26 protein-coding genes, 1 tRNA gene and 1 CRISPR repeat array are annotated in these 25,381 nt (G+C 74.1%); of the genes, 20 read left to right on the top strand and 7 right to left on the bottom strand.

Annotation, left to right across the window (positions count from 1 at the left end):
• Positions 1 to 91 precede the first annotated feature (91 nt).
• From ABZ659_RS06260 to ABZ659_RS06250, 3 genes are read left to right on the top strand one after another with little or no spacing between them, the layout of a single operon-like run.
• Positions 92 to 2,782, top strand: coding sequence for a GNAT family N-acetyltransferase (locus tag ABZ659_RS06260; RefSeq protein WP_360214041.1), 2,691 nt, complete (start codon positions 92 to 94; stop codon positions 2,780 to 2,782).
• Between the two features lie 26 nt (positions 2,783 to 2,808).
• Entirely contained in the window at positions 2,809 to 3,543 is a 735-nt protein-coding gene (locus tag ABZ659_RS06255; protein WP_360214039.1) for a CBS domain-containing protein, read from the top strand.
• 32 nt (positions 3,544 to 3,575) lie between these two features.
• On the top strand, positions 3,576 to 4,085 hold the full coding sequence (locus tag ABZ659_RS06250) for a flavodoxin domain-containing protein (protein WP_360214037.1): 510 nt from the start codon (positions 3,576 to 3,578) through the stop codon (positions 4,083 to 4,085).
• 77 nt (positions 4,086 to 4,162) lie between these two features.
• Here the strand turns inward: ABZ659_RS06250 and ABZ659_RS06245 are convergent, their stop codons facing one another.
• Positions 4,163 to 4,666 carry a universal stress protein gene (locus ABZ659_RS06245; RefSeq protein ID WP_360214035.1) on the bottom strand — a complete coding sequence of 168 codons (504 nt, stop codon included), beginning with the start codon at positions 4,664 to 4,666 and terminating at the stop codon, positions 4,163 to 4,165.
• Between the two features lie 189 nt (positions 4,667 to 4,855).
• Between ABZ659_RS06245 and ABZ659_RS06240 the strand changes: the two genes are divergently transcribed.
• The 13 genes from ABZ659_RS06240 (at position 4,856) to ABZ659_RS06180 (ending at position 18,511) form a co-directional block, all read left to right on the top strand.
• A complete protein-coding gene (locus ABZ659_RS06240) occupies positions 4,856 to 5,836 on the top strand; it encodes a hypothetical protein (RefSeq protein WP_360214033.1) in 981 nt (326 codons plus the stop codon).
• Positions 5,837 to 6,198: 362 nt separating this feature from the next.
• Positions 6,199 to 7,935, top strand: a complete 1,737-nt coding sequence (locus tag ABZ659_RS06235) for an ATP-binding protein (protein ID WP_360214031.1) — start codon at positions 6,199 to 6,201, stop codon at positions 7,933 to 7,935.
• An 87-nt stretch (positions 7,936 to 8,022) separates the two neighbouring features.
• Positions 8,023 to 8,457, top strand: a complete 435-nt coding sequence (locus ABZ659_RS06230; RefSeq protein WP_360214029.1) for a roadblock/LC7 domain-containing protein — start codon at positions 8,023 to 8,025, stop codon at positions 8,455 to 8,457.
• A 2-nt stretch (positions 8,458 to 8,459) separates the two neighbouring features.
• The gene (locus ABZ659_RS06225) at positions 8,460 to 8,831 is read left to right on the top strand and encodes a DUF742 domain-containing protein (protein ID WP_360214027.1); all 372 of its coding nucleotides are present in this window, start codon (positions 8,460 to 8,462) and stop codon (positions 8,829 to 8,831) included.
• A complete protein-coding gene (locus tag ABZ659_RS06220) occupies positions 8,809 to 9,462 on the top strand; it encodes an ATP/GTP-binding protein (RefSeq protein ID WP_360214025.1) in 654 nt (217 codons plus the stop codon). The genes ABZ659_RS06225 and ABZ659_RS06220 overlap by 23 nt, the downstream gene beginning before the upstream one ends.
• 61 nt (positions 9,463 to 9,523) lie before the next feature.
• Positions 9,524 to 10,096: a GAF domain-containing protein gene (locus tag ABZ659_RS06215; protein ID WP_360214023.1), complete on the top strand. Its 573-nt coding sequence runs from the start codon at positions 9,524 to 9,526 to the stop codon at positions 10,094 to 10,096.
• 177 nt (positions 10,097 to 10,273) lie between these two features.
• Positions 10,274 to 11,302 carry an L-threonine 3-dehydrogenase gene (gene tdh / locus ABZ659_RS06210; protein WP_360214021.1) on the top strand — a complete coding sequence of 343 codons (1,029 nt, stop codon included), beginning with the start codon at positions 10,274 to 10,276 and terminating at the stop codon, positions 11,300 to 11,302.
• Between the two features lie 22 nt (positions 11,303 to 11,324).
• A complete protein-coding gene (locus ABZ659_RS06205; protein ID WP_360214019.1) occupies positions 11,325 to 12,518 on the top strand; it encodes a glycine C-acetyltransferase in 1,194 nt (397 codons plus the stop codon).
• A gap of 18 nt (positions 12,519 to 12,536) precedes the next feature.
• Positions 12,537 to 13,439, top strand: coding sequence for a LysR substrate-binding domain-containing protein (locus ABZ659_RS06200; protein ID WP_360214017.1), 903 nt, complete (start codon positions 12,537 to 12,539; stop codon positions 13,437 to 13,439).
• A 117-nt stretch (positions 13,440 to 13,556) separates the two neighbouring features.
• On the top strand, positions 13,557 to 14,084 hold the full coding sequence (locus tag ABZ659_RS06195; protein WP_360214015.1) for a 2Fe-2S iron-sulfur cluster-binding protein: 528 nt from the start codon (positions 13,557 to 13,559) through the stop codon (positions 14,082 to 14,084).
• Positions 14,081 to 15,067 (top strand): xanthine dehydrogenase family protein subunit M, encoded by a 987-nt coding sequence (locus ABZ659_RS06190; protein WP_360214013.1) that lies wholly within the window; start codon positions 14,081 to 14,083, stop codon positions 15,065 to 15,067. The genes ABZ659_RS06195 and ABZ659_RS06190 overlap by 4 nt, the downstream gene beginning before the upstream one ends.
• The gene (locus tag ABZ659_RS06185; RefSeq protein ID WP_360214011.1) at positions 15,067 to 17,184 is read left to right on the top strand and encodes a xanthine dehydrogenase family protein molybdopterin-binding subunit; all 2,118 of its coding nucleotides are present in this window, start codon (positions 15,067 to 15,069) and stop codon (positions 17,182 to 17,184) included. The genes ABZ659_RS06190 and ABZ659_RS06185 overlap by 1 nt, the downstream gene beginning before the upstream one ends.
• Positions 17,185 to 17,260: 76 nt before the next feature.
• A complete protein-coding gene (locus ABZ659_RS06180; RefSeq protein ID WP_360214456.1) occupies positions 17,261 to 18,511 on the top strand; it encodes an NAD(P)/FAD-dependent oxidoreductase in 1,251 nt (416 codons plus the stop codon).
• Positions 18,512 to 18,524: 13 nt separating this feature from the next.
• On the opposite strand, the gene ABZ659_RS06175 is transcribed toward ABZ659_RS06180, so the two are convergent.
• Positions 18,525 to 18,917, bottom strand: a complete 393-nt coding sequence (locus ABZ659_RS06175; RefSeq protein WP_360214009.1) for an SRPBCC family protein — start codon at positions 18,915 to 18,917, stop codon at positions 18,525 to 18,527.
• A gap of 69 nt (positions 18,918 to 18,986) precedes the next feature.
• Entirely contained in the window at positions 18,987 to 19,250 is a 264-nt protein-coding gene (locus tag ABZ659_RS06170; RefSeq protein ID WP_360214007.1) for a hypothetical protein, read from the bottom strand.
• A 180-nt stretch (positions 19,251 to 19,430) separates the two neighbouring features.
• Here ABZ659_RS06170 and ABZ659_RS06165 point away from each other — a divergent pair, with 180 nt between their 5' ends.
• From ABZ659_RS06165 to ABZ659_RS06155, 3 genes are read left to right on the top strand one after another with little or no spacing between them, the layout of a single operon-like run.
• Complete coding sequence (locus ABZ659_RS06165; protein WP_360214005.1) at positions 19,431 to 20,021, top strand: XRE family transcriptional regulator; 591 nt, start codon at positions 19,431 to 19,433, stop codon at positions 20,019 to 20,021.
• Positions 20,018 to 20,542, top strand: coding sequence for a GNAT family N-acetyltransferase (locus tag ABZ659_RS06160; RefSeq protein ID WP_360214003.1), 525 nt, complete (start codon positions 20,018 to 20,020; stop codon positions 20,540 to 20,542). Before ABZ659_RS06165 ends, ABZ659_RS06160 begins: the two co-directional genes overlap by 4 nt.
• A 30-nt stretch (positions 20,543 to 20,572) precedes the next feature.
• Positions 20,573 to 20,932 carry an MmcQ/YjbR family DNA-binding protein gene (locus tag ABZ659_RS06155; protein ID WP_360214001.1) on the top strand — a complete coding sequence of 120 codons (360 nt, stop codon included), beginning with the start codon at positions 20,573 to 20,575 and terminating at the stop codon, positions 20,930 to 20,932.
• A gap of 12 nt (positions 20,933 to 20,944) precedes the next feature.
• Here the strand turns inward: ABZ659_RS06155 and ABZ659_RS06150 are convergent, their stop codons facing one another.
• On the bottom strand, positions 20,945 to 21,856 hold the full coding sequence (locus ABZ659_RS06150) for a transketolase (RefSeq protein ID WP_360213999.1): 912 nt from the start codon (positions 21,854 to 21,856) through the stop codon (positions 20,945 to 20,947).
• A gap of 49 nt (positions 21,857 to 21,905) precedes the next feature.
• Positions 21,906 to 22,601: a transketolase gene (locus tag ABZ659_RS06145; protein WP_360213997.1), complete on the bottom strand. Its 696-nt coding sequence runs from the start codon at positions 22,599 to 22,601 to the stop codon at positions 21,906 to 21,908.
• A 137-nt stretch (positions 22,602 to 22,738) separates the two neighbouring features.
• Between ABZ659_RS06145 and ABZ659_RS06140 the strand changes: the two genes are divergently transcribed.
• A tRNA-Pro gene (locus tag ABZ659_RS06140) sits at positions 22,739 to 22,812 on the top strand.
• A 100-nt stretch (positions 22,813 to 22,912) separates the two neighbouring features.
• Here ABZ659_RS06140 and ABZ659_RS06135 read toward each other — a convergent pair.
• A complete protein-coding gene (locus ABZ659_RS06135) occupies positions 22,913 to 23,515 on the bottom strand; it encodes a site-specific integrase (RefSeq protein ID WP_360213995.1) in 603 nt (200 codons plus the stop codon).
• Positions 23,516 to 23,599: 84 nt separating this feature from the next.
• Positions 23,600 to 24,130, bottom strand: a complete 531-nt coding sequence (locus ABZ659_RS06130; RefSeq protein ID WP_360213993.1) for a hypothetical protein — start codon at positions 24,128 to 24,130, stop codon at positions 23,600 to 23,602.
• A 612-nt stretch (positions 24,131 to 24,742) separates the two neighbouring features.
• Positions 24,743 to 24,954: a CRISPR direct-repeat array (repeat unit 29 nt; unit sequence CGGAACACCTCCGCTCGCGCGGAGAGGAC).
• Positions 24,955 to 25,381 lie beyond the last annotated feature (427 nt).

The raw sequence follows: 25,381 nt of genomic DNA, 5'->3' as shown, positions 1-25,381 counted from the left end.
GCCCCCGGTCGGCCCCGGTCAGCCCCTGGGACCCCGTACCGCCCCGCTGGATGCTCGAAGTGCCGGACCACCACACCTGAGGAGATCCGTGATGACGGACGACGTGCTGCCCCGCCCCCCGGTCCACGCGCTGCTCGCGGACGGCACCACCGTGCGCATCCGTCCCGTGGTGACCGCGGACCGCGCCCAGCTGGAGGGCCTCTACCAGGAGATGTCCCCCGAGAACCTGCGCCTGCGGTTCTTCGCGGCCAGCCGCCGCGCCGCCGATCAGGCCGCCGAACGGGCCTGCGCCACCGGCTGCCGCGGCCACCGCGCCCTGCTCGCCGAACGCGCGCAGCAGGTGCTCGGCCTCGCCGAGTACCACACCGGCGAGGACGCCTCCTCCGCGGACGTCTCCATCGCCGTCGCCGAGGGGCTGCACCACCACGGGGTCGGCACGCTCCTCGTCGAACACCTCGTCTCCGCCGCCCGCACGGACGGCATCACCACCTTCACCGCCGACGCCCTCAGCGAGAACCACAAGGTGATGCGGCTCTTCGCCGACCTCGGTCTCGACGTCACCCGGCGCCTCGACGGCCCCGAGGTGCACTGCTCGATCGCCCTGGACACGGGCGACGCCTACCTCACCGCCGTCGAGGAACGCGGCCGGGCCGCCGACGTCGCCAGCCTCCGTCCGCTCCTGCGGCCGGAGGCGGTCGCCGTGATCGGCGCCGGGCGCACCCCGGGCTCGGTCGGCCGCGCCCTCCTGCACCACCTGCACACCGGCGGGTTCACCGGCCGCCTCTTCGCGGTGAACCCGAAGTGCACCTCGCTCCTCGGCATCCCGTCGTACCCGTCCGTCGCGCTGCTGCCGAAGGTGCCCGACCTCGCCGTGGTCGCCGCGCCCGCGCCCGCCGTGCCCGGCATCGCCGAGGAGTGCGGCAAGGCGGGCGTCCGGGCCCTGGTGGTCGTCTCCGCGGGCCTCGACACCGCCACCGCGCGCGCCCTGGTCACCGCCTGCCGCGCCCACGGGATGCGCCTGGTCGGCCCGAACTGCCTCGGCATCGCCAACACCGAACCCGGCCTCGCCCTGGACGCCACCTTCGCCGCCACCCACCCCCGGCCCGGCACCGCCGGGGTCGCCGTGCAGTCCGGCGGCGTCGGCATCGCCCTGCTGGACGGGCTGTCCCGGCTCGGCATCGGCGTCTCCAGCTTCGTCTCCCTCGGCGACAAGTACGACGTCAGCGGCAACGACCTGCTCCAGTGGTGGGAGAGCGACGACCGCACCGACCTGGCCCTGCTGCACCTGGAGTCCTTCGGCAACCCGCGCGCGTTCTCCCGCACCGCCCGCCGCGTCACCCGCCGCATCCCCGTCCTCACGGTGGACGCCGGACGCACCGACGCCGGGCGCCGTGCCGCCGCCTCGCACACCGCGGCCGCCGCCACCGGCACCATGACCCGTCAGGCCCTGTTCACCCAGGCCGGGATCACCGCCACCCACTCCATCGGCGAACTCCTGGAGACCGCCGCCCTGCTGCACTCCCAGCCGCTGCCCGCGGGCACCCGCGTCGCCGTCGTCACCAACGCGGGCGGGGCGGGGGTGCTGGCCGCCGACGCCTGCGCCGAGGCGGGCCTGGTGCTGCCGCAGCCCACCCCCGACCTCGTCGACGACCTGCTCACCGTGCTGCCCCAGGGCGCCTCGGTCGGCAACCCCGTCGACGCCACCGCCGCCGTCACCGAGTCCGAACTGCGCGCCTGCGTCGACCGGCTGGTGGCCCACCAGGGCGTCGACGCCGTGCTGGTCGCCCTCGTGCCCACCGCCGTCGCCGTCGCGACCGGCGACGACCTGGTCCGGGCCCTCACCGCGGGCCCCGGACGCCGGGCCCGCCCCGTCGCCGTCGTCCGCCTGGAGCAGGAGGTGCCGGTGACGCTGCTGCCCGCCGCCGACGGCACCGTGCCCTCGTACGCCGAACCCCGCGCCGTCGCCCGCGCGCTCGCCCACGCCGCCCGCCGCGCGGCCTGGCTGGCCCGCCCGGCCGACGCTCCCGCAGACCTCGACGACATCGACGGCGCGCGCGCCCACGAGGTGGTCGAGGAGTTCCTCGCCGCCCACCCCGAGGGCGGCTGGCTCGACCCGCGCACCTGCGCCGGACTGCTGTCCTGCTACGGCATCCCGCAGCTGTCCTGGGCCTGGGCGGAGACCGAGGACGAGGCCGTGCTCGCCGCCGAACGGCTGCGCGGCGCGGACGGCCGGGTCGTGCTCAAGGCCCACTGGCCCGGCCTGGTGCACAAGAGCGAACAGCGCGCCGTCCACCTCGACCTGCGCGGCGACGCCCAGGTCCGGGCCGCCTACCGGGACCTGGAGACCCGGTTCGCCGGACTCCTCACCGGCGTCGTCGTGCAGCCGCTCGCGCCGCGCGGCACCGAGCTGTTCGCCGGGGTCGTCCAGGACGAGGTCTTCGGACCGCTGGTGCTGTTCGGGCTCGGCGGCACCGCGACCGAGGTCCTCGCCGACCACGCCGCCCGGCTCGCCCCGCTCACCGGCCACGACGTCCACGACCTGATCACCGGGCCGCGCTGCGCGCCGCTGCTGTTCGGCGCGCACGGCGGCGGCCCCGTCGACCTCGACGGCCTGGAGCAGCTGCTGCACCGGCTCTCGCGGATGGCGGCCGACCTGCCCCAGCTGGCCGAGGCGGACTTCAACCCCGTACTCGCCACCCCCGAACGCGTCACCGTTCTCGACGCCCGGCTGCGGCTGCTGCCCCGCCGGTCCCAGGACCCCTATCTCCGCCGACTGCGCTGACCACCTGCCGCAGGGAAGGAAACGCCATGAAGCACAACAAGGTCGGCTCCGTGATGACGACCGACGTCGTCCGGGCCGAGTACGGCACCACGTTCAAGAACGTCGCCCGGCTGCTCGCCGAGCACGACATCAGCGGGCTGCCCGTGGTCGACGAGGACGAGCACGTCATCGGCGTCGTCTCGGAGACGGACCTGATGATGCGGCAGGCGCAGGTCCCCGACCCCTACGAGCCGCCCGTGCGGCTGCGGTTCGCCGCGCTGCGGCCCGCCGCGCGGCGCCGCGCGGCGAAGGCGCAGGCCCGTACGGCGGGGCGGCTGATGACCGAGCCGCCGGTCACCGTGCACGCCGACGACACCATCGTGGCCGCCGCCCGCACCATGGCCGAACGGCACGTGGAACGGCTGCCCGTGCTGGACGAGGAGGACCGGCTGGTCGGCATCGTCACCCGGCGCGACCTGCTGCGGGTGTTCCTGCGCCCGGACGCGGAGATCCGCCAGGAGGTGCGGCGCGAAGTGCTGGAGCGCGCGCTGTGGCTGCCGCCGTCCAGCATCGACGTGTCGGTGACGGAGGGCGTGGTGACGCTCTCCGGCGACCTGGAGCGCAAGAGCGAGGCCGAGATCGCGGTGTCCATGACCCGGCAGGTGGACGGGGTCGTGGCCGTCGTCGACAAGCTGACCTACCGACTGGACGACTCGCGGCTGCCCGCCGCCGACGGGCACGCCATGCACGGCGTGGCCGACGACTGGCTGCGCAGGCTGTGACCCTGTGACTCTGTGAGAGGAGGCGGAACACTATGGACGGCAAGGTACTCGTCGCTTACGGCACGACCAACGGCTCCACGGCCCGGATCGCCGAGACGGTGGCCGAGGTGCTGAACCGGGAGGGCGTCCCGGCCGAGGCCCGCCCCGCCCGGTCCGTGTCCGACGCGGCGGCCTACGACGCGGTGGTGGTCGGCGGCGCCCTGTACTCGGGGCGCTGGCACAAGGACGCCCGCCGCTTCGTACGGCGCCACCGCGGCGAACTGGCCGGGCGGCCGGTGTGGTTCTTCAGCAGCGGCCCGCTCGACGCGTCGGCCTCGGAGCGGGAGATCCCGCCCGTCCCCCGCGTCAAGCGCGCCATGACCGAACTGAACGTCGCCGGCCACGCCACCTTCGGCGGACGGCTGGAGGAGGGTGCCCGCGGCCGGGTCGCCGGCATGATCCTGCGCTCCGGCAAGGGCGGCGACTTCCTCGACCCCACCGCCGTCGAGTCCTGGGCGACCACCATCGCCAAGGACCTGACGAGGAAGGGGAAGACCACCTAGGGAGGGGGGCGCGCCCCGGGCACCCGGACAGGACCGGGCGCCCGGGGCGCCTGGCCGTGCCCGGCGGGTCCGCCGGCTCAGGTCGCCGCGGTGCGGCCCGCCGCCCGGTGCTCAGCGAGCCGTGTGACCGTCGCGGCCGGGGCGGGCACCGTGACCACCGGGACCGTCGCGCGGCGCAGGCACTCGCGGCCGACCGGGCCCGCCGCGGTGGTGTGCTGGGGGTGCATCGTGTGGCCCAGGACCAGGAGGGCCGCGTGGCGGGCGCGGCGGGGGAGGACGCGGGCGGGCGGGCCCTCGATCAGTTCGGCGCGTACGGTGCCGGCCACCCGCGGGCCCATCACCCCCCGGACCGTCTCCGCGAGGACCCGCGCCGCCGCGATCCGCTCCTCGTCCGCCTCCGGGCGGGCCGCGGCGGGCGCGTACGGCGCGATACGGGGGCCACTGGGCTCCCAGACGTGTACGGCGACGACCTCGGCACGCAGCGCTCGGCCCTGCTCGGCGGCCCAGCGCAGGGCCGCGGCGGAGGCCGGGGAACCGTCTACGCCGACCACGATGGCCGGACCACTGCCGGGTACGGACATGACACCCTCCCGAACGTCCTGACGAAGACTTCTCCGCCTTCCAGCGTGGCCCGTCCGGCACCTCCGTGCCTGGGGCCCACCGGCCCCCTCGGAAGGCCGCTCGGCCCGACGCGGGGACCTGCGGCCCCTGCTGCGGTACGGGGGCGCGCACGAGCATGGGGGCACGAAGCTGGAGAAAGGGCGGCACCCATGTCCGTCGTCATCGCACCCACCGGTCACGCCTCCGCCTACCTGGTGCGCGCGGCCGTCACGGCACCCTCGGTCTACAACACGCAGCCCTGGTTCTTCGTCGCCGACGGGGACCGGGGCATCGAACTGCACGCGGATACCGACCGCAGGATGCCCCGTACCGACCCGCACGGCCGGGAACTGGTCATCAGCTGCGGGGCGGCCCTGTTCAACGTCCGTCTGGCCATGCGGCACCTGGGCTTCACCCCGGTCGTCCGGGCCTTTCCGCGCCCCCAGGACCCGGCGCTGCTGGCCCGGGTCGCCTGGGGACCGTACGCGAGGCCCACCTCCGACGAGCAGCGCATGTACGGCGCCCTGCGGCGCAGGCGCACCGTCCGCGGCGCGTTCCGCACCGACCCGCTGCCCGCCGGGCTGGTCGAGTCGCTGCGCGTGCAGGCCGTGGAGGAGGGCGCCGCCCTGCACGTGGTGGACGACCCCGTGAGCCGCAAGAACCTGGCCGCGCTGGTCCAGGAGGCCGAGAACGTGCACCGCGGGACGCTGGCGCACAGCGCCGAGCAGGCCGCCTGGACCTGGCGGCCCGCCGAGCCGCGCCGGGACGGCGTGCCCACGGACGTGAGCGTCACGCACCCCGACTGCACGGGCTTCGCCGGGCGCGACATCGCCGGGCTGACGGACATGTTCCCGGTGCCGCCCGGCCGGATGCCCGCCCCCGCCGGCCTGGTGGCGGTGCTGAGCACGGACCGGGACGACCGGCTGGCCTGGCTGCGGGCCGGGCAGGCGCTGGAGCGCATCCTGCTGTACGCCGCCGCGCACGGCGTCATGGCCGCCTTCCACACCCAGCCGCTGGAGGTCGACCGGCTGCGCGCCCGGTTGCGCCGGGAGTTCCTGCCCGGTGACTTCCCGCAGATGGTCCTCCGTCTCGGCTTCGCGCCGCCGCTGCGGACCGTGCCCCGGCGCCCCGCCGCGGAGGTCCTCCACTGAGCCCGCACCTCACCCCTGAGTATCACGGAGCGTGTTGGTAGACCCGGGTCCGGAGGCGCCGTCCCCGCCTCCGGAACGGTCCGTCTCCGTCGTCCGATTGGCTGCGCGCGAAGGGATGAGAAGCGAGCGCCGGGTTGACCTCCCCGTTCGCTGACGATCTCTCATGACCGTTCTTGAACAGGGATGTTCGCCCTTCTGTGGCGACGTGACCGCCATCCCGGCATCCTCTCGGACTGGCGTACGAAGACTCATACCAGAGTGGGACGTGTGGCGAGGGACTTTGTCAACTGCCCACCGCATGTGATGCCGAGGCGACTACTGTCAGTGTCCATCCCGTCCGACGGACCAGTACGAGGACACCGATGTCTCACCTCCGCGCACCGGCCGCACGCGCAGACCGCCGTGAGAGCGGCGGGCGGCACGGACGGCCGGTCGCCCGTACCACGCCCGCCCTGCCTGAGGCCCATATACGGCCCCAGCTCCTGCGGCTCGCCGTCCTGCCGCCCACCGCCGTCGCCCTCAGCGCCTGCGCCGCCGTGCTCTTCACCGTGCGCTCCACCGGCGCCCGCCCGGGCCCCACCCTGTGGGCCGTCCTCACCGGCGCCCTCTGCGTCACCGCCGCGGGCATCCTGATCGCCGCCGTCGCCGCGGGCCGCGCCGCCCGCACCGTCCAGGACCGCGTCGCCGCCCTGCGCCGCGGCACCGCCCGCCGCGAGGCCGACCTGCGCTCCCTCGTCGAGGCCCTGCGCCGCGGCGAACCCCCCGCCCCCCGCGCCCCCCGCCCCACCCCGCCCCCGGACGCCGACGACTTCGAACTCCTCGCCAACGACCTCGCCCGCGCCCACGACGCCGCCGCCACCGCCGTCGTCCAGGCCGCCCAGCTCTCCAGCCGCACGGGCAGCGAGCAGAAGCTGGAGGTCTTCGTCAACCTCGCCCGGCGGCTCCAGTCCCTGGTGCACCGCGAGATCTCCCTCCTCGACGACCTGGAACAGGAGATGGAGGACCCCGACCTGCTCAAGGGCCTCTTCCACGTCGACCACCTCGCCACCCGCATCCGCCGCCACGCCGAGAACCTCGCCGTCCTCGGCGGCGCCGTCTCCCGCCGCCAGTGGAGCAACCCCGTCTCCATGACCGAGGTGCTGCGCTCCGCCACCGCCGAGGTCGAGCAGTACTCCCGGGTCAGGCTGGTGCCGCCGATCGACGGCGACGTGCGCGGCCACGCCGTCGCCGACGTCATCCACCTGCTGGCCGAACTCATCGAGAACGCCACCCTGTTCTCCGCCCCGCACACCCCGGTCCTGCTGCGCACCGGCCACGTCACCTCCGGCCTCGCCGTCGAGGTCGAGGACCGCGGCCTCGGGATGCCCACCGGTGAGCAGAACAGGATGAACGCCCTGCTCACCGACCCCGACCAGGTCAACGTCGCCCGACTGCTCGCGGACGGCCGCATCGGCCTGTTCGTCGTCTCCCAGCTCGCCCGGCGGCACGGCATCAGCGTCCGCCTCCAGGGCAACATCTACGGCGGTGTCCAGGCCGTCCTCGTCATCCCGCAGGGACTCCTCGGCACCGTGCCCCAGCCACCCGGCGCCACCACCCAGCCCCGCCCCACCGCCGTACCCCCACCCCCGCACCCGCCCATCGGTCCCGCCACCTCCCTCCCCCTCCCCCTCCGCGACGCCCACGACCAGCGGCCCACCCCCGCCGACGCCGTCCCCGGCATCCGCCCCGAGGACCGCGACCAGGTCGCCGAGCACACCGCCGTACCGCCCGTCCCGCGCACCGGAACCGTCCACGGCACCCCGGGCAAGCCCCAACTGCCCCGGCGCCGGGCCCAGGAGCACCTCGCGCCCCAGCTCCGCGGCGGCCCCGCGCCCCGCCAGGACGACGGCCCCCACGTCGGCCACGACCCCGACCTGATGGCGGCCTTCCAACGCGGCGTCAGCCTCGCCAAGGCCCAGCGGGAACCGGACCCGGCACCCCTCGGCGCGACGTACGGCGCGCCGGGGCGGCTCATCCCCCTGGAACCCAGGCCCGCGCACACCCCCACCGCCCCCGAACACCCCGCCACCCGGCACGACGGGAGCCCACCGGCCGGATGACCACGGCACGTGGCACCCATGCGTTCCCGATCCCGCCCCGCCCTCACCGCAGCAGCGGACACCCGTACCCCAAGGAGTCGATCCCCCATGGCGAGCGACATGCCCACCGGCCACGTATCCGATCTCGACTGGCTGATGAGCGGCCTCGTACAGCGCGTACCGCACACCAGCAGCGCGGTGCTCCTGTCCAGCGACGGGCTGGTGAAGTCGGTGCACGGCCTCGACCCGGACAGCGCCGACCACATGGCCGCCCTCGCCTCCGGCCTGTACTCCCTCGGCCGCAGCGCCGGGATCCGGTTCGGCGACGGCGGCGACGTACGGCAGGTCGTCGTCGAACTCGACTCGACGCTGCTGTTCGTCACCACCGCCGGGTCCGGCACCTGTCTGGCCGTCCTCGCGGGCCGGGAGGCCGACCCGGCCGTGCTCGGCTACGAGATGGCGATGCTCGTCAAGAGCGTCCGCCCCTACCTGGTGACCGCCCCCCGCCAGCACGCCGTCGAACCCACGGCGCTGAGGTCTTGAGCGTGGCGGCGGCTGGCGACGGGCCGTGGCTCGACGACGCGGCCGGACGGCTGGTGCGCCCCTACACGGTCAGCAACGGCCGGACCCGCCCCAGTACCACCCTCGACCTGATGTCGCAGGTGATGGCCACCGGGGCCACCCCCGTCGGCTATCTCGGTCCCGAGCACACCCAGGCCCTGGACCTGTGCCACGCGCCCGTACCGGTCGCCGAGGTCGCCGCCCACCTGAGGCTGCCGGTGGCCGTCACCAAGGTGCTGCTGGCGGACCTCCTCGACTGCGGGGCGCTCACCACCAAACCCCCCGCGTTCCACCACCACCCCACGGACCGGGCCCTTCTGGAGGCAGTGCTCGATGGACTACGACGACAGCTCTGACTACGACGGCCACCCCGGCCCCGACCGTCCCGACACCCCCGACCCGGGAGGCGACCCCTTCCCCACCGCCCTCAAGATCCTCATCGCGGGCGGCTTCGGCGTCGGCAAGACGACCCTCGTCGGCGCCGTCAGCGAGATCGCGCCGCTCAGCACGGAGGAACTGCTCACCACCGTCAGCGCCGCCACCGACGACCTCACCGGCGTCGAGAACAAGGTCGAGACCACCGTCGCCATGGACTTCGGCCGCATCACCCTCGACCGGCAGCACGTCCTCTACCTCTTCGGCACCCCCGGCCAGCAGCGCTTCTGGTTCATGTGGGACGAGCTGTGCGAGGGCGCGCTCGGCGCGGTCATCCTCGTCGACACCCGGCGCCTGGAGGACTGCTTCGCCGCCGTCGACTTCTTCGAGGAACGCGGACTCGGCTTCATCGTCGCCGTCAACGAGTTCGACGGCGGCCACCGCTACGCGCCCGAGGAGGTACGCGCCGCCCTCGACCTGGACCCCCGGATCCCCGTCGTCCGCTGCGACGCCCGGATCTCCGCCTCCGGGGTCCAGACCCTGCTGACCCTCGTCCGGCACCTGATCGCCCATGCCCCGGCGCCCGCGCCGAGCCATGGCGCCCACCTGTGACACCCGCACACCACCGCACGGAGCCGCACATGACACACCCTCGACGCGACGGAGCCCGGCCATGAGCTACGAGCCGCCGCACCCGGTCGGTCGGTTGCTGCTCACCCCCGACGACAAGGAGGCCCCCGCCCGCGTGCGGCGGCTGCGCCACCTCGGCCTCGGCGAACGCCCCGAACCCGCGCTCGACGCCTTCGCCGCCTGGCTCGCCGGTCACACCGAGGCGCCCTACGCCATGGTCAACTTCCCCGACGCACGCGGGCAGTTCTACGCCGGGCTGCACACCCCGGTCGCCGGACCCGTCGTACGCGACGACGGCGCCCGCCCGCTGATCGGCCGCTACCTCCCGCGCGACCACGGCTTCTGCCCCCATGTGCTGGTCCGGCGCAAGGCCCTCGTCCTGGAGGACGTCCGCGACTACCCGCGGTTCGCGGGCAACCCGGTCGTCGACGAGTTCGGCGTCCGCTCCTACCTCGGCGCACCGCTCATCGACTCCACCGGCACGGTGCTTGGCACCCTCTCCGTCGTCGACGTGCGCCCCCGGCCCTGGGGCCGCGACGGCCTGGACACCATCAAGGCGAGGGCCGCGGAACTCGCCGCCCGGCTGGAACGGGGCGACGACGGCCACGGTCCGTGACGGCCCACGCGGAGGAGACGGGCGGTGTGAAGGAAAGCTGTGGCGGCGCTTAAGAAATCCTCGATGGACCCGAGGGGCGCCGGTACGGCAGATTGCCAGGTGTTTCCACTCCTTCCCCCCGTCGTGGGCGCCTTCGGCGTGCCCGGCCGCGGGGGCTCACCGTCAGGAGCCGTAGCGTTGAAGGCGCTGGTCAAGGAGAAGGCGGAGCCCGGCCTGTGGCTCACGGACGTCCCGGAGCCCGCGATCGGGCCCGGTGACGTACTGATCAAGGTGCTGCGCACCGGCATCTGCGGCACCGACCTGCACATCCGCGCCTGGGACGGCTGGGCCCGGCAGGCGATCCGCACCCCGCTCACGCTCGGGCACGAGTTCGTCGGCGAGGTCGTCGACACCGGCCGGGACGTCGCCGACATCGCCGTGGGCGACCGGGTCAGCGGCGAGGGCCACCTGGTCTGCGGCAAGTGCCGCAACTGCCTCGCCGGACGCCGCCACCTGTGCCGGGCCACGGTCGGCCTCGGCGTCGGCCGCGACGGGGCGTTCGCGGAGTACGTCGCCCTGCCCGCCTCCAACGTCTGGGTGCACCGCGTCCCGGTGGACCTCGACGTCGCCGCGATCTTCGACCCGTTCGGCAACGCCGTGCACACCGCGCTCTCCTTCCCGCTGGTCGGCGAGGACGTGCTGATCACCGGCGCCGGTCCGATCGGCCTGATGGCGGCGGCGGTGGCCCGGCACGCCGGTGCCCGCAACGTCGTCATCACCGACGTCAGCGAGGAGCGCCTCGACCTGGCCCGCAAGGTCGGCGTCAGCCTGGCGCTGGACGTCTCCCGGTCCCCGATCGCCGACGGACAGCGCCGACTCGGCCTGCGCGAGGGCTTCGACGTCGGCCTGGAGATGTCCGGCAACCCCGCCGCGATGCGCGACATGATCGCCAACATGACCCACGGCGGCCGGATCGCCATGCTGGGCCTGCCCGCCGAGGAGTTCCCGGTCGACTGGGCCCGGATCGTCACCTCGATGATCACCATCAAGGGCGTCTACGGCCGCGAGATGTACGAGACGTGGTACGCGATGTCGGTCCTGCTGGAGGGCGGCCTCGACCTCGCCCCCGTGATCACCGGCCGCTACGGCTACCGCGACTTCGAGGCGGCGTTCACCGACGCGGCCAGCGGTCGCGGCGGCAAGGTCATCCTCGACTGGACCGCGTAACCCCCTCTTAGGAGCCTCAGCGATGTTCGACTCCGTGCGCGACGACCTGCGCGCCACCCTCGACGAGATCCGCGCCGCCGGACTGCACAAGCCCGAGCGGGTGATCGGCACCCCGCAGTCCGCGACGGTGAACGTGACCGCGGGCGGGCGCCCCGGCGAGGTCCTCAACTTCTGCGCCAACAACTACCTCGGCCTCGCCGACCACCCCGAGGTCATCGCCGCCGCCCACCAGGCGCTGGACCGCTGGGGCTACGGCATGGCCTCCGTGCGCTTCATCTGCGGCACCCAGGAGGTGCACAAGGAGCTGGAGGCGCGGCTGTCGGCGTTCCTCGGCCAGGAGGACACGATCCTGTACTCCTCCTGCTTCGACGCCAACGGCGGCGTCTTCGAGACCCTGCTCGGCCCCGAGGACGCCGTCATCTCCGACGCCCTCAACCACGCCTCCATCATCGACGGCATCCGCCTGTCCAAGGCCCGCCGCCTGCGCTACGCCAACCGCGACCTCGCGGACCTGGAGCAGCGGCTCAAGGACGCCGCCGACGCGCGCCGCCGCCTGATCGTCACCGACGGCGTCTTCTCCATGGACGGCTACGTGGCCCCCCTGCGCGAGATCTGCGACCTCGCCGACCGCTACGACGCCATGGTGATGGTCGACGACTCGCACGCCGTCGGCTTCGTCGGCCCCGGCGGGCGCGGCACCCCCGAACTGCACGGCGTCATGGACCGCGTCGACATCATCACCGGCACCCTCGGCAAGGCCCTCGGCGGGGCCTCCGGCGGCTATGTCGCCGCCCGCGCCGAGATCGTCGCCCTGCTGCGCCAGCGGTCCCGGCCGTACCTGTTCTCCAACACCCTCGCCCCGGTGATCGCGGCGGCCTCGCTGAAGGTGCTGGACCTGCTGGAGGCGGCGGACGACCTGCGCGTCCGGCTGCGCGAGAACACCGCGCTGTTCCGGCGCCGGATGACCGAGGAGGGCTTCGACGTCCTCCCCGGCGACCACGCGATCGCCCCGGTGATGATCGGTGACGCGGCCGAGGCGGCGAGGATGGCGGAGCTGCTGCTCGACCGCGGCGTGTACGTGATCGGCTTCTCCTACCCGGTCGTCCCGCAGGACCAGGCCCGCATCCGGGTCCAGCTCTCCGCCGCGCACTCCACCGACGACGTGCTGCGCGCCGTCGACGCCTTCGTGGCCGCCCGGGCGGAGCTGGCCGCCTGACCTGAGAGAATCGGTCGCATGATCGAGGCGCGGCGGCTCCACATCCTCCGTGCGGTGGCCGACCACCGCACGGTGACGGCGGCTGCCGCCGCGCTGTACCTCACCCCGTCCGCCGTCTCCCAGCAGCTCACCGCCCTGGAGCAGGAGACCGGCCACCGCCTCGTCGAACGCGGCGCCAAGGGCGTACGGCTCACCCCCGCCGGTGAGATCCTGCTCAGCCACACCAACGCCGTCCTCGCCCAGCTGGAGCGGGCCGAGGCGGAGCTGGCCGCGTACGCCTCCGGGGAGGCCGGGACGGTCACCGTCGCCGCCTTCGCCACCGGCATCGCCCTGGTCGTCGCGCCCGCCCTGGCCCGGCTCGCCGCCTCCGCGCCCGGCATCCGACTGCGCGTGCAGGACGCCGAGGGCGACGCCAGCCTGCCGATGGTCCTCGACCGGCAGGTGGACATCGCCGTCGCCGTCGAGTACCGCGGGGCGCCGCCCGCCGACGACCCCCGGCTGACCCACGTACCGCTGTACGCCGAGCCGTTCGACGCGGTCGTCCCGGTCAGCCACCGGCTCGCGGACGCGGTGGAGGTGCCGCTCGCGGAGCTGGCGAAGGACCCCTGGATCGGGCCGTACCCCGGCAACCCCTGCCACGACGTGGTCGTGCTGGCCTGCGAGAGCGCCGGGTTCCAGCCGCGGCTCGAACACCTCTCGGACGACTTCCGGGCGGTGGTGGCGCTGGCCTCCGCCGACGCGGGGGTGGCACTGGTGCCGCGGTCGGCGCTGCGGGGGATGCCGCTCGGCGGGGTCGTCGTACGGCCCGTCGACGGGGTGGCGCCCACCCGGCGGGTGTTCGCGGCGGTGCGGCGCGGGGCGGAGACGCATCCACTGATCGCGCCGGTGCTGGGGGCGTTGGCGGGGGCCGCCGCGGAGTGAGGGGCCGGGCGCGGGGTTCGCCGTGGTCGCTCGCGCGGTTCCCCGCGCCCCGGGCGGCGCCGCCCTACCGGACGCCTCCGATGTGCCGGAGTGGGGCGCGTGCCCCAGGCTGGTCGCATGGACGTGGACGCGTACAGCTCCGTCATCACGGTCGAGGTCAACGGCACCGCGCACACGGTGACCGTCGACCACCGGCGGGTCCTGCTGGACCTGCTGCGGGAGGACCTCGGCCTGACTGGTACCAAGAAGGGGTGCGACCAGGGGCAGTGCGGTGCCTGCACCGTGCTCGTCGAGGGGCGGCGGGTCAACAGCTGTCTGCTGCTCGCCGTCGCGGCGGACTCCACCGCCGTCACCACCGTCGAGGGCCTCGGCGACGGCGACGCGCTCCACCCGCTCCAGCGGGCCTTCCTCGACCGGGACGCCTTCCAGTGCGGCTACTGCACACCCGGCCAGCTCTGCTCCGCCGTCGGCGCCATCGCCGAGGCCGCCGTGGGCCAGCCCTCCCGGGTCACCGGCGCCGAGGTGCCGTCCGGGCGGCCCGTGCCGCTCACCCGGGACGAGATCAGGGAGCGGCTTAGCGGCAACCTGTGCCGGTGCGGCGCCTACCCGCACATCGTCGACGCCGTGGAGGACGTCCTGACGTGAAACCCTTCGCCTACGTCCGCGCCACCACCGTCGAGGAGGCGGCCGACGCCCACGCCGCCGCGCCCGACGCCCACTACCTGGCGGGCGGCACCAACCTGGTCGACCTGGTGAAGCTGGGCGTCGAACGGCCCGGCACCCTCATCGACGTACGCCGACTGCCGCTGGACACCGTCGAGGAGCTGCCCGACGGCTCGCTGCGCGCCGGCGCCACCGTGCGCAACGGCGACCTCGCGGCGCACCCCGCCGTCCGCGACCGCTACCCGGCGCTCTCCCAGGCGCTGCTGTCCGCGGCCTCCGGGCAGCTGCGCAACGCCGCCACCACCGGCGGGAACCTCCTCCAGCGCACCCGCTGCGCCTACTTCCAGGACGTCTCCAAGCCCTGCAACAAGCGGGCGCCGGGCAGCGGCTGCGGCGCCCGGGACGGCGTCCACCGCGACCACGCCGTCCTCGGGCACTCCGCGCGGTGCATCGCCACCCACCCGTCGGACATGGCGGTGGCGCTCGTCGCCCTCGACGCCCAGGTGGAGCTGTACGGGCCCGAGGGCGAACGCACCGTCCCCGTCAGCGGCTTCCACCGGCTCCCGGGCGACCACCCCGAGCGCGACACCGACCTGCGCCCCGGCGAGCTGATCACCGCCGTGCTGCTGCCCGCCGCCACCGCCGGGCTGCCCTCCACGTACCGCAAGGCCCGCGACCGCGCCTCCTACGCCTTCGCCCTCGCCTCCGCCGCCGCCGTCCTGCGCGTCGAGGACGGCGTGACCACCCATGTCGCCCTCGCGCTCGGCGCCGTCGCGCACCGGCCGTGGCGGGCCCGGATCGCCGAACAGGCGCTGCTGGGCGCCGCCCCCACCCCCGACCTGTTCGCGCACGCCGTGGACCTGGAGCTGGCCGCGGCCGAGCCGCTGCGTGACAACGCCTACAAGGTGGCCCTGGCCCACGACGTCGCCGTGGACGTCCTGCGCGACCTGTCCGGGAGGACCTGATGGCAGTCCCCACCGCCGCCGCCCGCGCCCACACCGCCGTCGGCGCGCCCGCCGAGCGCCGCGAGGGCCGGGAGAAGGTGACCGGGCAGGCCCGTTACGCCGCCGAGCACCAACTTCCCGGCCGCGCCCACGCCTGGCCCGTCACCGCCGCGATCGCCCGCGGCCGGATCCGCTCCGTGGACGCCGCCGCGGCCCTGGCCCAGCCCGGCGTGATCGCCGTACTCACCCACGAGAACGCGCCCCGGCTGGCCGAGCCGGACGACCCGATGCTGCGGGTGCTCCAGGACGACCGCGTGCCGTCCCGGGGCGCGTTCGTCGCCCTGGTCGTCGCCGAGACCCCGGAGTCGGCGCGGGCCGGTGCCGAGGAGGTCCGGGTGGCGTACGACGCGGAGCCGTACGACGTCACGCTGCGCGCCGACCACCCGGACCGCTACGAGCCCGAACAGGCCAACGGCGGCCACCCCGGACGCCGGGAACAGGGCGACCCCGAGGGCGTGTTCGCCGAGTCCACGGTGCGCGTCGACACCTCCTACCGGGTGCCGCCCCTGCACAACCACCCCATGGAACCGCACGCCAGCGCCGCCCACTTCGACGGCGACCGGCTGCTGGTGCACACATCGAGCCAGGGCACCACGATGGTGCGGGCGACCCTCGCCGCGCTGTTCCGGATGCCGGAGGACGCCATCACCGTCACCGCCCGGCACGTCGGCGGCGGCTTCGGCTCCAAGGGCACCCCGCGCCCCGACGTGGTGCTCGCCGCGCTGGCCGCCCGGCACACCGGCCGCCCCGTCACCCTCGCCCTGCACCGCCGGATGCTGCCGTCCGTCGTCGGGCACCGGGCGCCCACCCTGCACCGGGTGCGGCTCGGCGCCGGCGCGGACGGGCGGCTGACGAGCGTGCTGCACGAGGTCACCACGCACACCTCCCGGACCAAGGAGTTCGTGGAGCAGGCCGCCGTACCGGCCCGGGTGATGTACGCCGCCCCGCACCGCCTCACCGTGCACCGCGCCGTCCCGCTCGACGTGCCGATCCCGTCCTGGATGCGCGCCCCCGGCGAGGCGCCCGGGATGTACGCGCTGGAGTCGGCGATGGACGAACTCGCCGACGCGCTGGGCATGGACCCCGTCGAACTGCGCGTCCTCAACGAGCCGGACGCCGAACCCGACAGCGACAAGCCGTTCAGCAGCCGCCACCTCGTGGAGTGCCTGCGCGAGGGGGCCCACCGCTTCGGCTGGTCCCGCGACCGCGACCGCACCCGGGAGGGGCCCTGGCTGGTCGGGCAGGGCGTGGCGGCGGCCACCTACCCGGTCCTGGTGTCGCCCTCCACGGCGACCGCGCACGCCCTGCCCGACGGCACGTTCACCGTCCGGGTGAACGCCACCGACATCGGCACCGGCGCCCGTACCGTCCTCGCGCAGATCGCCGCCGACGCCCTCGGCGTGCCGCTGGAGCGGGTGCGCACCGAGGTCGGCGGCACCGAGCTGCCGCCCGCGCCGCTGGCCGGGGGCTCCTCGGGCAGCTCCTCGTGGGGCTGGTCGGTGCACGGGGCGTGCACCCGGCTGGCCGCCGCCCTCGCCGTGCACGCCGGGCCGCTGCCGCCGGAGGGCCTGACCGCGCACGCCGACACCACCGGCCGCGCCGACGCCGACAGCCCCTACGCGCGGCACGCGTTCGGCGCGCACTTCGCCGAGGTCGCCGTGGACACCGTCACCGGGGAGACCCGGGTACGGCGGCTGCTGGGCATGTACGCGGCCGGGCGGATCCTCAACGCCCGTACCGCGCGGTCCCAGTTCGTCGGCGGGATGACGATGGGCCTGGGCATGGCACTGACCGAGGGCAGCACGCTGGACCCCGCGTTCGGCGACTTCGCCGAGTGCGACCTGGCCATGTACCACGTGCCCGCGCACGCCGACGTGCCGGACATCGAGGCGCACTGGATCGACGAGGAGGACCCGCACGTCAACCCGATGGGCAGCAAGGGCATCGGGGAGATCGGCATCGTCGGCACGGCGGCGGCCATCGGCAACGCCGTCCACCACGCGACGGGCGTCCGCTTCCGCGAGCTGCCGCTGACACCGGACCGGGTGCGGGAGGCGGTGCGGGGCGCGGGGCGCTGAGCGGGCCGTCGCATCCACGCGGCCCCCGGAGAGAGAAGGGAACCGACAGGCGGGAGAGGTGGTCAGCGTGGCCGGGATGGACGGTGTCACGGACGTACTGGTGGTGGGCGCCGGGGTGGCCGGGCTGGCCTGCGCCCGCGACCTGCTGGCGGCGGGTGCCGGGGTGCGCGTGCTGGAGGCGTCCGACGACGTCGGCGGGCGGATGCGCTCCGACGACGTGGACGGGTTCCTCGTCGACCGTGGCTTCCAGGTCTTCAACACCTCCTACCCGCAGGTCCGACGGCGGCTGCGGCTCAGGGACCTGAGGCTGCGGCCCTTCACCCCGGGCGCCCTGGTGCACACCCCGCGGGCCCGGCTCCGCTTCAGCGACCCCACCCGGCGGCCCCGCGACCTGCCGGGGCTGCTGTCCGGAGGGCTCGCCGGGCCCCGTGACCTGGCGGCGCTCGGGGTGCTGTGCGCGCGGGACATGCTGGCCCCGCCGCGGCGGCTGAAGGCATCGCCGGACACCACGACCCGGACCGCCCTGGCAGCCGCCGGGATCTCCGACGGGTTCGTCGAGCGCTTCTTCCGCCCGTTCCTCTCCGGGGTGTTCCTGGAGGACGGACTGGAGACCTCCGCCCGGGTCTTCCACCTGGTGTGGCGCAGTATGCTGCGCGGCTCGCTCTGCCTGCCCACGGAGGGCGTACGGGCCGTGCCGCGGGCCCTGGCGGCGGCGCTGCCCGAGGGCACCGTCCACCGGGACACGCCCGTGGCCCGGCTCACCGACGACGGCGTCCTGACCGCCGACGGCCGGGAACGGCCCGCGCGCGCCGTGGTCGTGGCCACCGGCCCCGGGCCGGTCGCCGGTCTGCTCCCCGAGGCGCCCGCGCCGCCCGCCTACCGGACCGTCACGACGTACTACCACGTCGCCACCCGCTCCCCGCTGGCCGAGCCCACGCTGCTGGTGGACTCCCGGCGGCGCTTCCTCAACACCTGCGTCCTGAGCGAGACGGTGCCCGCGTACGCCCCGCCCGGCCACGCCCTGATCGCCACCTCGGTCCCGGGCGGCGACGCGCCGGGCCGCGAGCGCGACCTGCGCGCGGTACTGGGCGAGGCGTACGGCACGGACGCCGACGGCTGGGACCTGCTGACCACCCGGACCATCGAGGACGCGCTGCCCGCCATGCCGCCCCCGCAGCCGCTCAGCCGTACCACCAGGGTGGCGCCGGGGCGCTACCTGTGCGGCGACCACCGGGCCACCGGCTCGGTCCAGGGCGCGTTGGCGTCGGGCGCCCGCGCGGCCCGCGAGGTGCTCCGGGACCTGGACCCGCCCCGGCTCGACAGGTGACCCGGGGCACGGCTCAGGTCTCCGGGGCGACGAGCCGCCGTAGGGCCAGCCGGGCCAGCGGCGCGTAGAGGAACGGCACGGGCCCCGGACCCCGCACGGTGAGCCGGGTCTCGGTACCCCGCGGGTGCGGCAGCACCGCGTGCGCCAGCCACAACCGCAGCGGCCCGAGCCGCACCCGCCAGGTCCACGTCCGCCGCCGCTCGTCCACGGACTCCACGACGAAGCAGGCCGTGACACCCAGGTACGAGGTGACCGTGCCCCGGGTGCCCGGGGCGATCCGGTCACCGTCCGCGCGTACCCGCAGCAGGTACGGCGACCAGTCGGGCCACCGCCGGCAGTGCGCGTAGCGCAGCCACACGGTGTCCGGGCGGGCGCGGCCGACGGCCCGCAGGCCCAGCTCGGTCACGCCCGCCGCCCCGCCGTCACCCAGCCGCCCCGCCGCCACCCGACGGCGCCCGTCATCCGATGGCGCCCGTCATCCGACGGCGCCCGTCAGGTACTCCTCCAGGGCCTTGCCCGGCCGGAAGGCGGCCCCGCCGCCGTCGCCGCGGAAGCTGCCGAAGCTGCCCACCACGACCGTCTGACCGCCGCGCAGGGCACGGGCGAGGGAACCGGGGTGCTCCACCGTGCCGAAGAGGGCGTCCAGCACCCGCTCGACATCCTCCGCGGTGACCGCCTGCCCACCGCCGTCGCCGTTCGCCGCGTCCGCGGTCGCCTCGGCCAACTGGGCCTTGTCCATGTGCTGTGGTCCGTTCCTGTCGGTACGTCGCCGCCCGGCGGGTGGTCCCGTCCGAGCGGGGTGTCTGACGACAGGATCACGGCCTTCGGCGGCCCGCGCACGTCGGACGGGCCGCCGGTACCCGTGGGGGCGGGGGCTCCCCTTGCCCTGCGATCCCATATCCGGGATAGCATCCCTGATGTGAAACACTCCGCATCTGGCCCCGTCCCGGACGCCGACCCCGTCGACACCCGGCTCGGCATCCGCCTCGCCGCGCTGCGCGCGGAACGCGGCTGGTCCCTCGGGGAGCTGGCCGAGCGCAGCGGCGTCAGCCGGTCCACCCTCTCCCGTGCCGAACGCGCCGAGACCAGCCCCACCGCCGCCCTCCTGAACCGCCTGTGCGCCGTCTACGGCCGGACCATGTCCCAGCTGCTCAGCGAGGTGGAGGCGGCACCCGACCCGCTGGTCCGCGCCGCCGACCAGCCCGTCTGGGAGGACCGCGCCTCCGGCTTCGTACGCCGCTCCGTCTCCCCGCCGCACGCCGGGCTGCGCGGCGAACTCGTCGAGGGACGGCTCGCCGCGGGCGCCGACATCGCCTACGACCGCCCACCCGTCCCCGGCCTCGAACAGCACGTCTGGGTACTGGAGGGCGCCCTGGAGGTGACCGCCCAGGACCAGACGCACCAGCTCGGCGCCGGGGACTGCCTGCGCCTACGGGTCTGGGGGCCGACGCGGTTCCGGTGCGCGGGCCCGGAGGACGTGCGCTACGCGCTGGCGGTGGTGCTGCCATGAGGGTGAGCCGCCTGGAGGAGAGGGAACTACTCGCCTGCGTCCGGGAGTTGGCGGAACTGTTGACGGACACGGTGGCGGGCGGCGCCTCCATCGGCTTCGTCCCGCCGTTCGGCCGGGCGGAGGCGGAGGACTGGTGGCGCGGGCAGGCGGCGGAGGTGGCCGCCGGGCGCTCCGCCGTGTGGGTGGCCCGTGAGGACGGCGCGACCGGCCCGGTGCTGGGGACCGTCAGCCTCACGTTCCCCGACAAGCCCAACAGCCGCCACCGCGCCGAACTGGTCAAGCTGATGGTGCACCGCCGGGCCCGCGGCCAGGGCCTCGGCCGCGCCCTGCTCACCGCGGCGGAGAGGGCGGCGGCCGCGGCCGGGATCACGCTCCTGCACCTGGACACCGAGACCGACAGCCCCGCCGAACGCCTCTACGGGTCCGCGGGCTGGACCCGCGTCGGCGCCATCCCCGACTACGCGGCGAGCCCGGCGGGGGAGCTGCGCCCGACGACGATCTACTACAAGCGACTGCCCTGATTGTCAGTGGTGGCGGCTACGGTGCCTGTCATGCCGCACGCCGAAGACGTACGCCGTATCGCCCTGTCCCTGCCCGACACGACGGAGAAGACCGCCTGGAGTATGCCCACGTTCCGGGTGGCGGGGAAGATGTTCGCCACCCTGCCGGAGGACGAGACCTCCGTCGCGGTCCGCTGCCCGAAGGAGGAGCGCGACGAACTGGTCCTCGCCGAGCCGGAGAAGTTCTGGATCGCGGGCCATGAGGCGCAGTTCGCCTGGGTCCGCGCCCGGCTGGCCGCCCTGGAGGACGAGGACGAACTGCGCGACATCCTCGCCGACTCCTGGCGCCAGGCGGCCCCACCGGGACTCCAGGAGGCCCACCCGGCGCTGGGACATCCGCAGGGCGGCTGATCGGAGGAGCGGTCAGACGGGCTGGCGGACGGCCAGGAACCCGGCGACCCGCTCCCGCAGCGACGCGGCGTCGAGCCCATGGGCGGCCACATGCTCCGCCACGGTCCCGTACCGCCGCAGCTCCCGTCGCCCCACGCCCAGCCCGAGCACCCGGTGCGGCACATCGGCGAGCGCGTCGCTGACGGCGGCCGTGGAGGTGCCCGCGAGATACGGCTCCACCAGCACGACGTCCGCCGGGGCCGCCCCGGTGGCCCGGCGCAGCCCGGCCGCGTCGAAGGGCCGCACGGTGGTCGCGTACAGCACGGTGACGTCGAGCCCCTCGGTCGCCGCGAGCACCGCGTCGAGCACCGGCCCGACGGCGACGACGGCCCCGCGCCGCCCTTCCCGCACCACCCGGAACCGCTCCCCGTCCACCGGCAGCGCGGTGCCGTTCGACTGCTCCGACAGCCGCACGTACACCTTGTCGTCCCCGGCGGCGACCGCGTGCCGCAGCAGGGTCTCGGCCTCGTCGGGGTGACCGGGCACGTGCACGGTCCAGCCGTCCAACGTGTCCAGGAGGGCCACGTCCCCGGGCGCCATGTGCGTGTAGCCGCCCGCGGGCCAGTCGAACGAGGCCGCGGCACTGACCAGCACGGCGCCCACCCCCTGGTGCCCCAGGTCCAGCTTGACCTGCTCGAAGGGCCGCTCCACGAGGAAGCTGGCGAAGGTGTGCACGACCGGCCGCATCCCGGTCAGCGCCAGCCCGGCCCCGGCGCCCACGAGGAGCTGCTCCCGGATGCCGACGTTGATCACCCGGTCGGGATGCCGCCGCCGCGCCTCCTCGAACCCGACGACGCCGATCTCGGCGAGGACGACGGCGACCCGGGGATCCTCGTCGAGCAGCCGGGAGGCAGCGGCCGTGAACCGGTCCCGCATGGTGTCCATAACAGAAAGACTCCCTTGTTCCGCGAAGGTGGACAGAGACCTGTGACAGCTAGCTGGACTTGGCCTCGACCTGGGCCACGACCACGTGCGGCCGTCCCGGGTGCGGCGCGGTGAACGCGTCGTAGAGCGCCTCGTGGTCCCGTCCGTCGACGGTCACCGCCGACCAGCCCGCCGCCTCGAAGCGGGCGGCGATGCCGCCGGGCCGGGCGTGGCTGGCGGAGGCGTTGTCGACGACGACGGTGTGCAACCGCTCCAGCCCCGCCGGACCCGCGAACGCGACGGCCTCGTGGTTGGAGCCCTCATCCATCTCCGCGTCGCCGACCAGCACCCACACCGCCGGATCGTCCAGCCCCTGGGCGCGCAGCCCCAGCGCGGTCCCCACCGCGATCGGCAGCCCGTGCCCGAGGGACCCGCTGCCGATCTCCACGCCCGGCACCAGCGTCCGGTCCGGATGGTGTCCGAGCGGCGACTCGTACGCCCCGAACCCCGGCAGCCACTCCTCCGGCACGAACCCCTTCGCCGCGAGCACCGCGTAGTACGCCATCGGCCCGTGCCCCTTGGACAGCAGGAACCGGTCCCGCCCCGGGTCCGCCACCCTCTCCGGCGCGACCCGCAGCACCCGGTCGTAGAGCACCCACAGCACGTCCAGCGTGGAGGTGGCCGCGGGCCCGTGCTTCTCGTCGCCGGTCATCAGCCCCATGAGCTCCGACAGACGCTCCTTCACGCTTGCCTCAGTGATCGCCATGCCGACGATCGTGCAACCTCAATCGAACTTGAGGTCAACCTCACCCGCCCCGCGAAAGCCGCGCGCGACCACCGACCCGAGTGCGGTATGGTTTCCCTGCGCGTTTCGCCCGGGGGAAACCCCAGGTCAGACGCCACCGGGACGTGGCGCAGCTTGGTAGCGCACTTGACTGGGGGTCAAGGGGTCGCAGGTTCAAATCCTGTCGTCCCGACTCGTATGAGTCGCAGGTCAGGGCCGGGTTCGGAGGCATCCGAACCCGGCCTTTGATCATTTTTGGGGACCAGTTGGGGACCAATGTCCCTTGACTGCTGTCAGCGGGTGAGGACGGTTGTTGCGGGGAGCGTGCGGGGGGCACGTAGCACGCTGAGGTGTGCGGAGAGTGCCGACCCGGCGGCCGTGATCTTGTGGGTGTCCGGGTGCAGGTAGCGTTGTGTGGTGGTCAATGAGCCGTGGCCGGCGATCCTGCGCAGGACGTGGAGCGGGACTCCGGCGTCGGCGAGCCAGGTGAGTCCGGTGTGGCGGAGGTCGTGATGCCGTAGGTGTTCGTGGCCGAGCTGGGTGACGACCTCGTCCCAGTGGGTCGCGTCGCGCAGGACCGCGGTGGAGATGCGTCCTCCGCGTGGGCCGGTGAACAAACGGGCGTCGGGGGCGGGGCCGGCGGAGAGGACGCGCTGGGCCACGAGGGGGCGGATTTCCTCGATGATGGGAACCTTCCGGGCGCGCTTGCCTTTGGTGCCCTTGTCGATCAGGCCGCCGGGCGCGGGCGTGGTCTGGCGTTGCACGGTCCAGATCCACTGGCTGGTGTCGATGTCTCCGACGCGGCACCCGGAGACTTCTCCGATCCGTGCGGCGGTGCTCGCGGCGAAGAGTACGACGTCGCCCCAGCCTCGGTACTGGTTGTAGGAGGCGGCCACGAGGGCGTCGGCCAGTTGGACGAGTGTCTGCCAGTCGGGCAGGGCGAGGGCGCGGGGGTCGCGGAGTTCGTCCTGGGCCTGTTTCTAGAGTTTCTGCCAGCCGCTGACGCGGGCGGGGTTGACCTTGATGATGCCGTCGCGGACTGCCTGTTCCATGACGCGGACCAGGACGGCGATGGTGTTCTTGACTGTTGAGCGGCTGTTCTCGTCGGCGATCCAGTTCTGCACCGCGCGGTCGACGACACCGTTGGTGATCATCCGCACGGCGAGGTGGCCCAGTGCGGGGACCACGCGTGTGCGCCATCCCGCGAGATACGGGTCGAGGGTTTTCGGCTCCAGTCCGCGCAGGGCGAGTTCCATGTTCGCGTCGCCGTATTCGGCCAGCTTCATGGTGGCGAGTGCCGGGGACAGTCCGGCCTGCGCGGCTTCGATGATGTCCTGGAGCCACTCTTGTGCTTCGTCCTCGTCCGCCTTGCCCTCCGACAGGGACAGGCGTCGCTTCGTCACCGGGTCGATCCAGCGGACACGTGCTCGGTAGGGATGAGGACGATCGGGCCGGTATTCGATGTCGGTGGACAGCCGGACACCGACCGGAACAACGGCCTTCTCGGCCATCAGGCTTCCCGGCCCGGGACGGTACGGCGGCTGTGCAGCCATTCCTCCACGTCGAGCGCGCTGTACAGGACGACACGCTCCGAAACGGAGACGAACGGCGGGCCTTGCGGTGGCCGAGCGGTGCGCCAGCGACGCAGCGTCGAGGCGTCTACGCGCAAGCGGGCAGCGAGGGCGCTGGTCGAGTACCAGGCGTGCGCCAGGAGGGACGAACTGCCGTCGTCGGCGTCGAGGTGATCTGTGGTCTCCTTCTGAGTGTGCGGCTGACGGTGTCGGGTAGCTGTTCTGGGTTCGGGGGCCAAGTGCGGTGAATCTCCGGGTGGAAAGGAGCACCAACGGGGTCGCGGAGGAGGGCCCGCTAGATGCCTCATCCGTACGGGCAATGAGTTCCTGCTGGCGGGTCGATCCGCAGTAGTGCTCGGGGCAGACGTTGGACAACAATCGTCTGCAGGAACGCCGGTTTGGCCAACCGGCGATGTGCGGCTATGTTCGCCCCGCTCACGACGGCATGGTCGATGCGTGGCTCCCACGGGCGAGGTGACCTGCCCGATGGGTGGACGATCGCCTACGTGCTTGGCGCAGCACGCACTGCGCCGGTTCACGCATTCCCGATGACGGAACACCTCCGCTCGCCCGGAGAGGACTCCAGCCCGGCGCGGAGAACGGTTTCAGGTACCGGAACACCTCCGCTCGCGCGGAGAGGACGTGAGGTTCTCCGGCTGCGGCATCGTCGGCGTCGGAACACCTCCGCTCGCGCGGAGAGGACTGGCGGCGGATCGGCGCAGGGAGGCGCGGCTCAGGAACACCTCCGCTCGCGCGGAGAGGACCCTTCGCCACCTGCGGCGTTAGAAGGGCTTGGTTGTTCCTTTACCTTCGGTGGCCGCCTGAGGGCTGGTGACTATCCTGAACATTTGTTCATGGGTCCTGTCGGTTCTGACTGCTGGTGTGCCTGCCGTGGAGGATAGCCGCGTCGCGGTCGGGGGCGGCAAAGTAGCAGGTCGGGGTGGGTTGTCAGTGGATGCTGCTACAACCTCACGTCATGAATGACGATGAGGCGGCTTCACGGGTCGATGTGCGGCTGTGGGGTAAGGAGCGTGGGCTTCCGTATCCGTACCCGGTGGTGTGTCATTTGCTTGATGCGGCGGCTGTGTTCGGGGTCGGGAGTGTTCAATGATCGGCGGATCCGATGATCAAGGAGACGCCTCATGAGCGACACCACCATCGAGCAGATAGCGGGCGCGGATGTCGAGCCGG

It is taken from the genome of Streptomyces sp. NPDC006997, from assembly GCF_040635175.1.
In the GTDB taxonomy this organism is placed as follows: Bacteria; Actinomycetota; Actinomycetes; order Streptomycetales; family Streptomycetaceae; genus Streptomyces.
Note: the sequence above shows the minus strand (reverse complement) of the source record. Positions and strands in the feature narration are given on the sequence as shown.